Genomic DNA, 14,190 nt, shown 5'->3' on the forward strand with positions numbered 1-14,190 from the left:
TAAAGGTTTGCGTGGCTCCCACAGGGGCGATAACACCGAGGGAACATCAATTTTCGTGGAGTGCTCGGCCGGCATCAGCCGTCGGGTCGGGCAAGAACATGCGTCGAGAGGAAGTCCGTGAGCAAGTCCGGTAGTCGGCTTTTCACCAGCGAGTCCGTTACAGAAGGTCATCCAGACAAGATCTGTGACGCCATCAGCGATTCCATCCTCGACGCTCTTCTCACCGAGGATCCGCGAGCCCGAGTGGCGGTGGAGACGCTCGTCACCACGGGCCAGGTCCACGTCGCAGGTGAGGTGAACACCACCGCCTACGCCGACATCCCGAAGATCGTGCGCGAGAAGGTGCTCGAGATCGGGTACGACTCGTCCGCCAAGGGATTCGACGGAAACTCCTGTGGTGTGAACGTCGCCATCGGCGCGCAATCACCCGAGATCGCGCAGGGCGTCGACCATTCGCACGAGGCCCGCGTCGAGGGATTGTCCGACGACGAGATCGACCGTCAGGGTGCCGGCGACCAAGGATTGATGTTCGGCTACGCCAACACCGATACACCCGAGTTCATGCCGCTGCCGATTGCGTTGGCACACAGGCTTTCTCGGAGACTGACCGAGGTTCGCAAGAGCGGTGTGCTGCCGTATCTGCGTCCGGACGGCAAGACTCAGGTCACCATCGAGTACGACGGGGACGACGCCGTTCGGCTCGATACCGTCGTGATCTCGACGCAGCATGCAGCAGACATCGACCTCGACAACCTGCTCACTCCCGACATCCGCGAGAAGGTTCTGGGCTCGGTACTCGCAGAGCTGGACGTACCGACTCTCGACACCTCGAACGTCCGGTTGCTGGTCAATCCCACCGGAAAGTTCGTGCTCGGTGGTCCGATGGGAGACGCCGGTCTGACCGGCCGAAAGATCATCGTCGACACGTACGGCGGCATGGCTCGGCACGGCGGCGGAGCATTTTCGGGCAAGGACCCGTCGAAGGTCGACCGCAGCGCCGCATACGCAATGAGGTGGGTCGCCAAGAATGCAGTCGCAGCCGGTCTGGCCGACCGCATCGAGGTGCAGGTGGCCTATGCGATCGGCAAGGCAGCACCGGTCGGTCTGTTCGTCGAGACGTTCGGCACCGAGAAGACCGATCCCGCGCGTATTCAGGCGGCGATCAGCGAGGTCTTCGACCTCCGTCCCGGTGCCATCATCCGCGACCTCGACCTGCTGCGCCCGATCTATGCGCAGACGGCCGCGTACGGTCACTTCGGACGTACCGACATCGATCTTCCGTGGGAATCCACCGATCGCGCCGACAAGCTCCGGGATGCGGCAGGCCTCTAGGTCCCTCCACTCCGGCAGCGATGCTGCCGCACGTACCCTGTTCGCACCGGCTCGGTGCTCCCACGACGAGTGTGGGGTGACGATCGAGAAGGAGGTGCGGTGGCTGGTGTGACGCCGGTAGCGGCAACCGATCTGCCGATCGCGCGCATTCTTCCGATGCTTCCGTTGCCGCACCTCGACCGCGAGTTCGATTACCTCGTTCCCGAGGACGCCAGCGACGATGCCCAGCCCGGTGTGCGGGTACGCGTCCGTTTTGCCGGCCGGCTCGTCGACGGGTTCGTACTCGCCAGGCTGGCCGAGACCGATCATCCCGGTCGTCTCGGCTGGCTCGACCGGGTCGTGTCCGCCGAGCGCGTACTGACTCCCGAGATCGCCGAGTTGGTGTCGGCGGTGGCCGATCGCTACGCAGGAACGCGAGCGGATGTGCTGCGTCTGGCGGTTCCGGCTCGCCACGCACGGGTCGAGGCAGAGCCCCCTCCGGTCGTCGACGAGGCAGCAGAGCCGGTCGTCGATCGCACGGGCTGGGCGGCGTATACCCATGGCTCCAATTTCCTCGATGCCCTCGGCGAGCACCGTGTTCCGCGTGCGGTGTGGCAGGCCCTACCCGGCGAGGTATGGCCCGCTCGATTGGCCGAATTGGCTGCCGTCACCGTGGGGAGCGGACGGTCCGCAGTGGTCGTGGTGCCCGACCAACGGGATCTCGATCGTCTGGAGGGTGCATGCGCCGCGGCAGTCGGGGCCGACCGTGTGGTGGCGCTGTCGGCCGGTTTGGGACCGGCCAAGCGCTACCGGCAGTGGTTGCGCTGTCTGAGGTCGGGCCCCGTTGTCGTGGTGGGCACACGCAGTGCGGTGTTCGCGCCCGTGCCGAACCTCGGCCTGATCGCGATCTGGGACGACGGCGACGACAGTTTCGCCGAACCACGCTCACCGTATCCGCATGCACGTGAGGTGGCGTTGCTCCGCGCGCACGTGTCGGGAGCCGCGGTCGTCGTCGGCGGACATTCCCGGACGGCCGAGGCCGAGGCTCTCGTCGATTCCGGCTGGGCCCACGACCTGGTCGCCCCACGTGAGCTGGTGCGTGAACGGCAACCTCACGTGGTCGCGCTGGCCGACTCGGACCACGCGCTCGCTCGGGATCCGGCAGCCCGGGTCGCGCGGCTACCGGCGATCGCTTTCGAGGCCGCACGTGCGGCGCTGAAAGCGGATACCCCTGTGCTGGTTCAGGTTCCACGCGCCGGTTATGTTCCGTCGCTGGCGTGTGCGAAGTGCCGCCATCCGGCTCGGTGTCGACGCTGCAACGGTCCGCTCGCCCTGCCCTCGGCTCCGGGCAGCGACGGCGCGGGCAGCCCGACGTGTTCCTGGTGCGGAATCGCCGATGCCGCACACCGCTGCACGGTCTGCGGGTCTCGCAACCTGCGCGCCGTGGTGATCGGAGCGGGACGCACGGCCGAGGAGCTCGGCCGCGCCTTCCCTGGCGTGCCGATACACAACTCCGGTGGGGCCACCGTCCTCGATACCGTGCGCCCCGGTGGTTCGCTCGTGGTGTCGACCGTCGGTGCCGAGCCGACCGTGGACGGCGGATACGGCGCCGCGCTGCTGCTCGACGGTTGGGCGCTGCTGGGCCGGGCGGATCTGCGTGCGGCAGAAGAGACACTGCGCCGCTGGATGACGGCTGCGTCGATGGTTCGGCCCGGGGCGGCTGGGGGACGTGTGGTCGTGGTGGCCGAGTCCGAGATCCCCACCGTCCAGGCCCTGGTGCGCTGGGATCCGCTGTGGCACGCGCGCAGTCAGCTGGACGAACGAGTCGAGGTTCGGTTTCCACCGGCCGTTCACGTGGCGGCGATCGACGGGACCACTGACGCGATAACAGCGTTGGTCGACAGTGCAGATCTACCCGAGACGGTCGAGGTACTGGGTCCCGTCGATCTCCCGGACGGTCAACGCGCACCTGCGGGTAGCGGCGAGGACAGGTTGTCCGGAGACGTGCAGCGGCTCCTGATCCGGGTTCCGCGAAGCACCGGAGCAGCGCTGGCGCGAGCGCTGTCGACTGCGCAGGCGTCCCGAAGCGCCAAGAAGCTCGGCGCGGGCGTACGGATTCAGATCGATCCCATTCGGATCGGGTGATGGGCTTTCTCTGTCCTGTTGCGTTCCCGTCGTCCAGATAGAGAGGCAACCTCAGGGCCTTGTCAAAGTTCTATTGCCGATATATCGTCGACTTGTTCAATCGATACGAAGGAGAACGAGATGAACTACGCATTCGAAGGCTTTGCACACGAATTCGGACGCCGCGGAGGTCCCCGAATGGGGTCTTTCGCAGGCAATCGGCACGGAGACCCGCGCCGACGCGGCGCGCCGTTCCAGATGTGGGTTGCGCGGGACGACGAGCACGGCCCGGCAGAAGACGGAGAACCAGACGGCGGAGAACGACACGAGAGAGGTCGGGGAAGGAGAGGTCACGGAGAACACGGCAGACGTCGGGGAGGTCCTGTCGGGCGGGGGCGTGACGGTATGTGGCCCGGTGGTGTCGGGGCCGGCGGTTTCGGGCCGAATGCCGACTTCGGTCGTGGTCGGGGCCGAGGCGGTCGGGGCCGACGTGGCGATGTCCGCGCTGCGATCCTCCTGCTGCTCGAGGACCGGCCGATGCACGGTTACGAACTCATCCAGCAGATCGCCGAGAAGAGCAACGGAACCTGGAAGCCGAGCCCGGGATCGATCTACCCGGCCTTGTCGCAGCTCGAAGACGAGGGCTTGGTGCTGATCGACAAGGTGGCCGGCCGGAAGACGGCAGCACTGACGGCCGAGGGCAGGCGTCATGTCGACGACCATCGAGCAGATCTCGGCAGTCCTTGGGACGACGTAGCCGATTCCGTCGGCATCGATGCGCGTGATCTTCGGGCACTGATCGGACAATTGATGGGAGCGGCCGGTCAGGTGGCCGGAGTCGGAACCGTGCGTCAGGTCGACCAGGCAGCCGAGGTGCTCATCGAGGCACGCCGATCGCTGTATCGCATCCTCGCGGAGGACGCTTCCGACAGTTCCGACAGCACCGACGCGACGTGATCGTCGGTGTGGAATCGTCGCACGCTGCCGTGACTCCCTAGGATGGACAACCGACATCGTTTCGTCCATCCCAGGGAGTTGCCTTCAGTGCGCGTCGTCTTCGCCGGAACACCGGAACCCGCGGTCCCGTCACTCGCGCGACTGGTGGAGTCCGAACGGCACGAGGTGATCGCCGTGGTCACCCGGCCCGACGCCGCAGCCGGCCGTGGACGCAAGACCGTGCGCTCGCCCGTAGGAGTGTTGGCGGACGAGCACGGCATCCCGGTACTCACTCCCGCGAGGCCGTCGGACCCGGAGTTCGTGGCGGCGCTGACCGACCTCGCCCCCGACGTGTGCCCGGTCGTTGCGTACGGCGCGTTGTTGCCGCAACAGGTACTCGACATACCTCGGTACGGCTGGATCAATCTGCACTTCTCACTGTTGCCCGCGTGGCGTGGCGCGGCACCGGTACAGGCCGCGATCGCCGCGGGCGACGACGTCACAGGCGCATCGACGTTCCTTCTCGACGTCGGGATGGACACCGGTCCGGTACTCGGTGTCACCACCGAACGGATTCGGGATTCCGACACCACGGGTGATCTGCTCGGGCGTCTGGCGTCGAGCGGAGCCCACTTGCTCGCCGCGACGTTGGACGCGATCGAGGACGGAACGGCGGCAGCGCTACCGCAATCCGAGGACGGTGTGTCCTACGCGAGCAAAGTGACAGTCGATGCCGCGCGCATCGACTGGACGCGATCCGCGGCATTCGTCGACCGACACATCAGATCTGTCACACCGGCCCCGGGCGCGTGGACGACCATCGGGGATCTCCGCGTCAAGATCGCTCCTGTTCAACTGTCGCCGGACACGTTGGAGCCGGGAACGATCGACGTACGCAAGACCGGTGTACACATCGGAACCGGAACCGGCGCAGTCGTTCTCGGTGATATTCAACCTCAGGGCAAGAAGGTCATGAGGGCACTCGACTGGGCGCGCGGCGCTCGGCTGGACGATACGGCGGTGGCACGATGACAGAGCCCGACAGGCCTCGTAAGCGCGAGTCGAGCCAGCCCCGCAAGTACGTCAAGAAGTCACCGGGGGCACGTGGGCCCAAAGGTAACCGGCCGCCGCAGGGCACCGGACCCCGTGCGGTCGACGCGATCGATCCGGCACGGCGTGCGGCCAGAGACGTGCTCAAAGCGGTGCGGGAGCGCGATGCATACGCGAACCTGGTGCTGCCCGGGTTGCTCCGCGAGCGCAAGTTGGATTCTCGCGATGCCGCGCTGGCCACCGAACTCGCCTACGGCGCATCTCGCGCTCGGGGTGTGCTCGACGCCGTGATCGCACACGCGGCCGGGCGGCCTGCCGCAGAGATCGACGGACCACTGCTCGACATCCTTCGGCTCGGGGCTTATCAGCTGCTGCGCACCCGGGTTGCCCCGCACGCAGCCGTCGCCACGTCGGTGGACCTCGCCCGCTCCGAATTCGGTTCCGGCAAGGCAGGTTTCGTCAATGCCGTGCTGCGACGAGTGTCCGAGCGAACCGCAGCGCAGTGGGTCGACGAGCTGGCACCGGCGACGACGGCGGATCCGGTCGGTCACCTGGCATTCGAATACGCCCATCCCAAGTGGATTGCGCAGGCCTTCGCCGACGCGCTCGGAGCCGATGCCGGCGAACTCGCCGCGGTGCTCGAAGCGGACGACGCGCGTCCCTCGGTCCACCTCGTCGCACGACCGGGAGAGATTTCCGCCGAAGAATTGGCGCTGATCACCGGGGGAGAGGAAGGTCCCTATTCGCCGTACGCGGTGCACCTCGACGGCGGCGACCCCGGCAAGCTCGATGCCGTCCGGGACGGTCTGGCCGGAGTTCAGGACGAGGGCAGTCAGCTCGTCGGCCGCGCGCTGACGTTGGCACCGTTGCTCGGCGACGACGGTGGCAGATGGTTGGACCTGTGCGCCGGTCCGGGCGGCAAGGCCGCCCTGCTCGGTGCCCTGGCGGAGATCGACGGCGCACGGGTCGACGCCGTCGAACCGACCCCGCACCGTGCCGACCTCGTGTCCAAGACCACCAAGGACCTGCCGGTGACGGTGCACATCGTCGACGGCCGCGAGTCCGGACTCGACGCGGGTTACGACCGCGTGCTCGTCGACGCGCCGTGCACCGGTCTAGGAGCGCTGCGTCGTCGCCCCGAAGCGCGGTGGCGTCGCCAACCGTCCGACGTGGCGGCATTGGTCACCCTGCAGAAGGAATTGCTGGCGGCAGCGATCGATCTGGTCCGGCCCGGCGGGGTGGTGCTGTACTCGACGTGCTCGCCGCATCTGTCCGAAACAGCGGCCGTCGTTGCAGACGCCGTACGCCGATACGGCGTCGAACAGCTCGACACCCGCGCGCTCGTGCCGGGAGTACCGCAACTGGGTGACGGCCCGTCGGTGCAACTGTGGCCGCATCGGCACGGTACCGACGCGATGTTCATGGCGGCGCTGCGCAAGCCGGTCTGATCACCCTCCGGCCAGAAACTCCTCGGCCACGTCCGCGGGTGCGTACACCAGCCACCCGTCGACGAGGAGTTCGCGCAGTTCGTCGTCCTCGGCGTTGTCGACGTCGATCAGAACGGCAGAGAACCCGTCGAAGTGCGGGATCGTGAAGCACGAGCGCGGATGTGCGGCGAGGATGGCTTCCTTCTCGTGCAGGTCGGCACTCCTGACGGCCAGGATCGGTCCGCTGGGCGGGGTCTCGTCGCCGAATCGTTTCAGGTCGGCCTTGCTGAACGGTCGTACCCACGCGAACACGTGCTTGCCGATGCCCCAGGCGGGATTCCCGTACCGAACGCTTTCGGTGACTTCGGGCAAATCGGCAAGGACGGCGCTCGCGGAGTCCATGGTGGCCATGTCGGCACGATACCGGCTCGACTAGGCTCACCAGTCGTGGTTTCCCCGATGATCGCTCCCTCGATTCTGTCCGCCGATTTCGCGCGCCTCGCCGCCGAAGCCGATGCCGTCGCGGGGGCCGATTGGCTCCACGTCGACGTCATGGACGCACACTTCGTCCCCAACCTCACCCTCGGGCTACCGGTGGTCGAGAGTCTGCTCAAAGCAACGAGCATTCCCCTCGATTGCCACTTGATGATCGAGGATCCGGCGCGCTGGGCCCCGCCGTATGCCGAGGCCGGGGCATACAACGTCACGTTCCACGCCGAAGCAACGGATGACCCCAGCGCCGTGGCGCGCGACATCAGGGCCGCCGGTGCGAAAGCCGGCCTGTCGGTGAAGCCGGGTACCCCGATCGAGCCCTACCTCGAGATTCTGCGCGATTTCGACACTCTGCTGGTGATGAGTGTGGAGCCCGGTTTCGGCGGGCAGTCGTTCATGCCCGAAGTACTGTCCAAAGCCAAAGCTGTTCGGGCACTTGTCGATTCCGGAGATCTACGCTTGGTGGTCGAGATCGACGGCGGCATCAACTCCGACACCATCGAGCAGGCAGCCGAGGCCGGCATCGATTGCTTCGTGGCCGGTTCGGCCGTGTACAACACCGCCGATCCCGCCGCCGCAGTACGTGATCTCCGCGGCCGTGCCGCCCGTGCATCGCACCACCTGTCGTGACCGACGCCCCGGGCTCGGCCGTGTCGGTCGTCGAGGCGATGGCTCTGGCCGTCGACGCGTCCGAGGCCGCTCGGGGAATCAGCAGCCCCAACCCCGCGGTCGGTGCCGTGATCCTCGACGCCCGCGGCGTCGTCGTGGGCACTGGCTCCACCCGTCCACCCGGCGGTTCGCACGCCGAGATCGTCGCACTCACCGAAGCCGGCGACCGTGCGCGCGGCGGCACCGCGGTGGTGACACTCGAGCCGTGCAACCACACGGGCCGCACCGGACCGTGCTCGCAGGCCCTCGTCGCAGCCGGGGTCGCGTCGGTCGTGTTCGCGGTAGCGGATCCGAACCCGCTCGCGTCCGGCGGGGCAGATGCGCTGCGGAACGCCGGGATTCGCGTCGAACAGGGCGTGGAGACGCGCGAGGTACAGCAGGGGCCACTGCGGGCCTGGCTGCACAAACAACGCACCGGCCGGCCGCACGTCACCTGGAAATACGCCGCGACGCTCGACGGACGCAGCGCGGCTGCCGACGGAACGAGCCAGTGGATCACCGGACCCGAGGCGCGGGCGCACGTGCACGCCGAACGGGCCAAGCTCGACGCCATCGTCGTCGGAACCGGCACCGTACTGGCCGACGATCCACGGCTGACCGCCCGTCGCCCCGACGGCACCCTGGCATCGCATCAACCGGTTCGAGTTGTCGTCGGATCGAGGCCCGTACCGGCGACCGCCGCGATCCGGGGTCCGGAGGCACCGACGGTGTTTCTGGACACACACGACCCGGCTGCGGTGATCGACGCGCTGAGCGAGTACACCGACATCCAGATAGAAGGTGGTCCGACACTGGCCGGCGCGTTCCTCGCCGCCGGTCTCGTGGACCGCGTTGTCGCCTACATCGCACCTGCGGTGTTGGGGACCGGCCCGGCTGCGGTGGAGAATGCGGGGATCGGAACAATTGCCGACGCAATTCGGTTCCGCACGGAGACAGTCACCATGATCGGCAACGACGTTCTTCTGAGTGTCGCGCCCGAAGGAGCGAAGTAGATGTTCACCGGAATCGTCGAAGAGCTGGGCGAGATCGTGGCCAAGGACGAACTGCCCGACGCCGCTCGCTTCACCGTCCGGGGCCCGGTGGTGACCTCCGATGCCGGCCACGGGGATTCCATCGCGGTGAACGGAGTGTGTCTGACCGTCGTCGAAGTACTTCCCGACGGCGGATTCACCGCCGACGTCATGCAGGAGACGTTGAACCGATCGAGCCTCGGCGCTCTGGATGTCGGCAGTCGCGTCAACCTCGAACGCGCAGCGGCACTCGGTAGCAGGCTCGGCGGGCACCTCGTCCAAGGACACGTCGACGGAACCGGCACGGTAGCCGGACGCAGCCCGTCCGAGAACTGGACCGTCGTGCGCATCACGATGCCCACGTCGGTAGCGCGCTACGTCGTCGAGAAAGGATCCATCACGGTCGACGGTGTCTCGCTCACCGTGTCCGGGCTCGGAGTCGACGACGGCGGGCACTGGTTCGAGATCTCGCTGATCCCCACCACCCTCGACCTGACCACACTCGGCACGGCCGAGGTGGGTTCACCGGTCAACCTCGAAGTCGACGTCATCGCCAAGTACGTGGAGCGGCTGCAGGCGATCGACGCACAGTAAGTACTGTTGAAGTGCACGCAGGTAACGGTGCATCGGAGACATTTCCAGGGCGCTGAGCCAGGCCCGAGACCTATGGAGCGCACTTTCGTGACCAGGTTCGACAGTATCGAGCGCGCAGTTGCGGACATCGCTGCGGGCAAAGCAGTGGTGGTCGTCGACGACGAGGACCGCGAGAACGAAGGCGACCTCATCTTCGCCGCCGAGAAGGCCACCCCGGAACTGGTTGCCTTCATGGTCCGCTATACCTCGGGCTACCTCTGTGTCCCGTTGTCCGGTGAGGATTGCGACCGACTCGGCCTGCCGCCGATGTTCGCCACCAACCAGGACAAACACGGAACGGCGTACACCGTCACCGTCGACGCGCGAGAAGGTATCGGAACCGGTATCTCCGCCTCCGACCGAGCAGCCACGATGCGCCTGCTCGCGGACCCCGACACCGGTGCGAACGACTTCACCCGCCCCGGCCATGTCGTCCCGTTGCGCGCCAAGGAAGGCGGCGTACTGCGTCGCCCCGGGCACACCGAGGCGGCCGTGGACCTCGCCCGCATGGCCGACCTCCGCCCCGCCGGAGTCATCTGCGAGATCGTCAGCCAGAAGGACGAGGGAGCGATGGCGCAGACCGACGAGCTGCGGGTGTTCGCCGACGAACACGACCTCGCACTGATCTCGATCGCCGACCTGATCGCGTGGCGTCGTAAGCACGAGAAGCACGTCGTCCGCGTCGCCGACGCGCGAATCCCCACCAGCCACGGCACCTTCCGGGCCGTCGGTTACCAGAGCATCTACGACGAGGTCGAGCACGTCGCGCTGGTGCGCGGCGACATCTCCGGCCCCGACGCCGACGGCAGCGACGTGCTGGTCCGGGTGCACTCCGAATGCCTCACCGGCGACGTCTTCGGATCGCTGCGCTGCGACTGCGGCCCACAGCTCGACGCCGCCCTCGAAATGGTGGCGGCCGAGGACCGGGGAATCGTGCTGTACATGCGAGGACACGAAGGACGCGGAATCGGCCTGCTGCACAAACTCCAGGCCTACCAGCTCCAGGACGCAGGCTCGGACACCGTCGACGCCAACCTGCAGCTCGGTCTGCCCGCAGACTCCCGCGACTACGGAATCGGTGCCCAGATCCTCGTCGACCTCGGGGTCTCGTCCATGCGCCTGCTCACCAACAATCCGGCCAAACGAGTCGGGCTCGACGGCTACGGCCTGCACGTCACCGAACGGGTGCCGATGCCGTTGCGCGCCAACGCCGAGAACCTGACCTACCTGCGCACCAAACGCGACCGCATGGGCCACGACCTGGTCGGCCTGGACGACTTCGAGCAAAACGACTCCACTGGCTCCACTCCTGGTGACAACGGTCATTCCGCAGGCTCCACTCCTGCCCGCGAGAACGGGGTCAACCCATGAGCGGCGACGGCGAACCCACCCTTCAGCTGGCAGGCGCGAGTGATCTGAAGTTGGCTGTCGTGGCCGGTCAGTGGCATCGGACGATCTCCGAGGCGCTGCTCGCCGGTGCGCTCCGCAAAGCCGAGTCCGCCGGGGTACGCGACGTCACGGTCATTCGCGTCGCCGGAGCCATCGAACTACCCGTCGTCGCCCAGGCCCTGGCTCGCACCCACGATGCCGTCGTCGCTCTCGGCGTGGTCATCCGCGGCGGCACACCGCACTTCGAGTACGTCTGCGATGCCGTCACAGCCGGCCTGACACGGGTATCGCTCGACGAGGGCACTCCGGTCACCAACGGGGTGCTCACCACCAACGACGAGCAGCAGGCGCTCGATCGCGCCGGTCTGCCCGACTCGTTCGAGGACAAGGGTGGGCAGGCCACCGCGGCCGCCATCGACACGGCCCTGACCCTCAAGCACCTCCGGCAGCCGTGGACGAATCAGGACTTCCAATGACGCGCGACGAATCCCCGTCCGAATGGGACATGGAAGTGAAGTCCCGTAAGTCGGCCCGGTACGCGATCGCTGCCGCGGTGTTGCTCGTCGTCGCTCACTCGACTGTCGCGGTGCTGCTTCGGGTGTCGCCGACCGGGGTCTATTTCAGGACCGCCGATCAGCTGGCGATGGCGGGAATAGGCGTGTTGCTGGCGGGCCTGGCTCTGCTGCTCACCCGCCCGCGCATTCGCGTCGGTCCGGCAGGTGTGGCGGTCCGAAACGTGTTCTCGGAGCGGATGATCGAGTGGGACCTCGTGCGCGGCCTGTCATTTCCCGACGGGGCGATGTGGGCCAGGGTCGACATCCCCGACGACGAGTTCATCAATGTGATGGCCATCCAGTCCAACGATCGTGAGCACGCCGTCGCGGCCGTCCGAAAGTTCCGTGCGCTCGAGCGCGAGTACGCGCCCGCTCGCGTCGATCAGGACTGACTCTCTGCCGCACGCTCTCGTGCACCGCTGCTGAGCTGGAGATGCGGAGAACGTCGGACCCGACCGCTAACGTGGAAGGCGTGTCCGACCCCGCTACCTATCGTCCGGCCACCGGAACCATCCCGGTGGAACCGGGCGTGTACAAATTCCGCGATCCGCACGGTCGCGTCGTCTACGTAGGCAAGGCCAAGAGCCTGCGCAGTCGCCTCAATTCCTACTTCGCCGACGTGGCCTCGCTGCATCCGAGGACCCGGCAGATGGTCACCACCGCGGCGTCCGTGGAGTGGACGGTGGTCACCACCGAAGTGGAGGCACTCCAGCTCGAGTACAACTGGATCAAGGAATTCGATCCACGCTTCAACGTCCGCTACCGCGACGACAAAAGCTACCCGATGCTCGCGGTGACGATGAACGAGGAATTCCCACGTCTGTTCGTGTACCGCGGACCCCGCCGTAAGGGCGTGCGCTACTTCGGTCCCTACGCTCATGCCTGGGCCATCCGCGAGACGCTCGACCTGCTGCTGCGCGTGTTCCCGGCACGAACGTGCTCGACCGGAGTCTTCAAGCGGCACAACCAGATCGGTCGACCCTGTCTGCTCGGGTACATCGACAAGTGCTCGGCACCGTGCGTGGGACGCGTCAGTGCCGAGGAACACCGCAGTACCGTCGAGGACTTCTGCGACTTCCTGGCCGGCAAGACCGACAAACTCGTGCGACAGCTCGAGAAGAAAATGCAGGCAGCCTCGGAAGATCTCGACTTCGAGACTGCAGCACGGTTACGTGACGACGTGGGCGCGCTGCGTCGGGCGTTGGAGAAGCAGGCCGTGGTGCTCGGTGACGGTACCGACGCAGATCTGGTCGCGTTCGCCACCGACGCCCTCGAAGCCGCCGTTCAGGTCTTCCACGTCCGCGGTGGCCGCGTACGGGGACAGCGCGGGTGGGTGGTCGAGAAGGCGGGTGAGGTGATCGAACGGCAGGACGAGGCCGACCTCCCCGCCCTCGTCGAACAGTTCCTCACCCAGTTCTACGGCGAACAGGCTGCGTTGTCCGCGCAGACCCCGGGCGGCGATGACGGCGGGTCCAACGCGGTTCCGCGTGAGGTACTGGTGCCGGTGTTACCGGACAACGCCGACGAAGTGCAGGTGTGGCTCAGCGAGTTGCGTGGATCCAATGTCACTTTGCGGGTTCCGCAGCGCGGCGACAAGAAGGCACTGGCCGAGACCGTCGAACGCAACGCCAAAGAGGCTCTGCAGCAGCACAAGCTGAAGCGTGCGGGTGATTTCACATCGAGATCTGCTGCGCTGCAAGGTATTCAGGAGGCGCTCGATCTGGATTCGGCACCGCTGAGAATCGAATGCATCGATATCTCGCACGTGCAGGGCACCGATGTGGTCGCGTCACTGGTCGTGTTCGAGGACGGATTGCCGCGCAAGAGCGACTACCGCCACTACGCGATCAAGGAAGCGGCAGGCGACGGGCATTCCGACGACGTCGCCAGCATCGCCGAGGTGACCCGGCGTCGTTTCCTCCGTCATTCTGCAGACGGAGCCAACGCTGTCGGCAGCGGCGGCGATCTGGCTCCCGAAGCCGCGCTCGATCCCCAAACCGGTAGGCCACGCAGGTTCGCTTATCCGCCCAACCTGTTCGTCGTCGACGGCGGTGCACCACAGGTCGCAGCGGCCGCAGCAGTGCTGGACGAACTCGGTGTCACCGACGTCGCCGTCGTCGGGCTCGCCAAACGACTGGAAGAAGTGTGGGTACCGGGGGAGGAGGATCCGGTGATCCTGCCGCGCACGAGTGAATCGCTCTATCTCCTGCAGCGAGTGCGCGACGAGGCGCACCGATTTGCCATCACCTTCCATCGAAGCAAGCGATCGCGCCGTATGACTGCGTCGGCCCTCGACTCGGTGCGCGGTCTCGGCGAGTCGAGGAGAACCGCGCTGGTGGCGCATTTCGGTTCGGTGGCCAATCTCAAGAAGGCAACGGTCGAAGAGATCGTCGAGGTCCCCGGAATCGGCGCGACCACCGCCAAGTCGGTGCTGGCCGCGTTGGGTTCCGACCCGAGCGGGGCCGATGTAGGCGATGATGGCAGCGCAACGGCAACGACACCGGGCGAGAACACGGCCGACCATGCGATCGAACCGCGTGTGGAATCGGCGGGACAGGCTTCGTAGTGAGCGAACACCAGACACAGGCACACCCA

Annotated in this window: 13 protein-coding genes; 12 read left to right on the forward strand and 1 reads right to left on the reverse strand. The window is 66.7% G+C overall.

Features of this window, described 5'->3' with window-relative positions; translation table 11 throughout:
• Window positions 1-117: 117 nt before the first annotated feature.
• The 5 genes from metK to ASH04_RS23410 all read left to right on the forward strand — a co-directional run bounded on the left by metK (window position 118) and on the right by ASH04_RS23410 (window position 6,869).
• Window positions 118-1,332, forward strand: coding sequence for a methionine adenosyltransferase (gene metK / locus ASH04_RS23385; RefSeq protein WP_032365746.1), 1,215 nt, complete (start codon window positions 118-120; stop codon window positions 1,330-1,332).
• 156 nt (window positions 1,333-1,488) lie between these two features.
• Window positions 1,489-3,456 (forward strand): primosomal protein N', encoded by a 1,968-nt coding sequence (locus tag ASH04_RS23390; protein ID WP_200937362.1) that lies wholly within the window; start codon window positions 1,489-1,491, stop codon window positions 3,454-3,456.
• Window positions 3,457-3,972: 516 nt separating this feature from the next.
• Entirely contained in the window at window positions 3,973-4,392 is a 420-nt protein-coding gene (locus tag ASH04_RS27635; RefSeq protein WP_032365748.1) for a PadR family transcriptional regulator, read from the forward strand.
• Between the two features lie 87 nt (window positions 4,393-4,479).
• On the forward strand, window positions 4,480-5,403 hold the full coding sequence (gene fmt / locus ASH04_RS23405) for a methionyl-tRNA formyltransferase (RefSeq protein ID WP_032372469.1): 924 nt from the start codon (window positions 4,480-4,482) through the stop codon (window positions 5,401-5,403).
• Entirely contained in the window at window positions 5,400-6,869 is a 1,470-nt protein-coding gene (locus tag ASH04_RS23410) for an RsmB/NOP family class I SAM-dependent RNA methyltransferase (protein WP_032388415.1), read from the forward strand. Before fmt ends, ASH04_RS23410 begins: the two co-directional genes overlap by 4 nt.
• Here the strand turns inward: ASH04_RS23410 and ASH04_RS23415 are convergent, their stop codons facing one another.
• Entirely contained in the window at window positions 6,870-7,259 is a 390-nt protein-coding gene (locus ASH04_RS23415) for an MmcQ/YjbR family DNA-binding protein (protein WP_057474691.1), read from the reverse strand.
• Window positions 7,260-7,295: 36 nt separating this feature from the next.
• Between ASH04_RS23415 and rpe the strand changes: the two genes are divergently transcribed.
• From rpe to uvrC, 7 genes are all read left to right on the forward strand, one after another.
• Entirely contained in the window at window positions 7,296-7,970 is a 675-nt protein-coding gene (gene rpe / locus ASH04_RS23420) for a ribulose-phosphate 3-epimerase (RefSeq protein ID WP_032365752.1), read from the forward strand.
• 38 nt (window positions 7,971-8,008) lie between these two features.
• On the forward strand, window positions 8,009-9,001 hold the full coding sequence (gene ribD / locus ASH04_RS23425; RefSeq protein WP_057474739.1) for a bifunctional diaminohydroxyphosphoribosylaminopyrimidine deaminase/5-amino-6-(5-phosphoribosylamino)uracil reductase RibD: 993 nt from the start codon (window positions 8,009-8,011) through the stop codon (window positions 8,999-9,001).
• The gene (locus tag ASH04_RS23430) at window positions 9,002-9,613 is read left to right on the forward strand and encodes a riboflavin synthase (RefSeq protein WP_027496999.1); all 612 of its coding nucleotides are present in this window, start codon (window positions 9,002-9,004) and stop codon (window positions 9,611-9,613) included. It begins immediately after the preceding gene.
• An 87-nt stretch (window positions 9,614-9,700) separates the two neighbouring features.
• The gene (locus ASH04_RS23435; RefSeq protein ID WP_057474740.1) at window positions 9,701-11,023 is read left to right on the forward strand and encodes a bifunctional 3,4-dihydroxy-2-butanone-4-phosphate synthase/GTP cyclohydrolase II; all 1,323 of its coding nucleotides are present in this window, start codon (window positions 9,701-9,703) and stop codon (window positions 11,021-11,023) included.
• The gene (gene ribH / locus ASH04_RS23440) at window positions 11,020-11,517 is read left to right on the forward strand and encodes a 6,7-dimethyl-8-ribityllumazine synthase (RefSeq protein ID WP_032382074.1); all 498 of its coding nucleotides are present in this window, start codon (window positions 11,020-11,022) and stop codon (window positions 11,515-11,517) included. The genes ASH04_RS23435 and ribH overlap by 4 nt, the downstream gene beginning before the upstream one ends.
• Window positions 11,514-11,987 (forward strand): PH domain-containing protein, encoded by a 474-nt coding sequence (locus tag ASH04_RS23445; RefSeq protein WP_027497001.1) that lies wholly within the window; start codon window positions 11,514-11,516, stop codon window positions 11,985-11,987. The genes ribH and ASH04_RS23445 overlap by 4 nt, the downstream gene beginning before the upstream one ends.
• 80 nt (window positions 11,988-12,067) lie before the next feature.
• Window positions 12,068-14,161 carry an excinuclease ABC subunit UvrC gene (uvrC, locus tag ASH04_RS23450; protein WP_048318514.1) on the forward strand — a complete coding sequence of 698 codons (2,094 nt, stop codon included), beginning with the start codon at window positions 12,068-12,070 and terminating at the stop codon, window positions 14,159-14,161.
• Window positions 14,162-14,190: the final 29 nt, after the last annotated feature.

This window comes from Rhodococcus sp. Leaf233 (genome assembly GCF_001426165.1).
GTDB classification, from domain to species: Bacteria; Actinomycetota; Actinomycetes; order Mycobacteriales; family Mycobacteriaceae; genus Rhodococcoides; species Rhodococcoides fascians.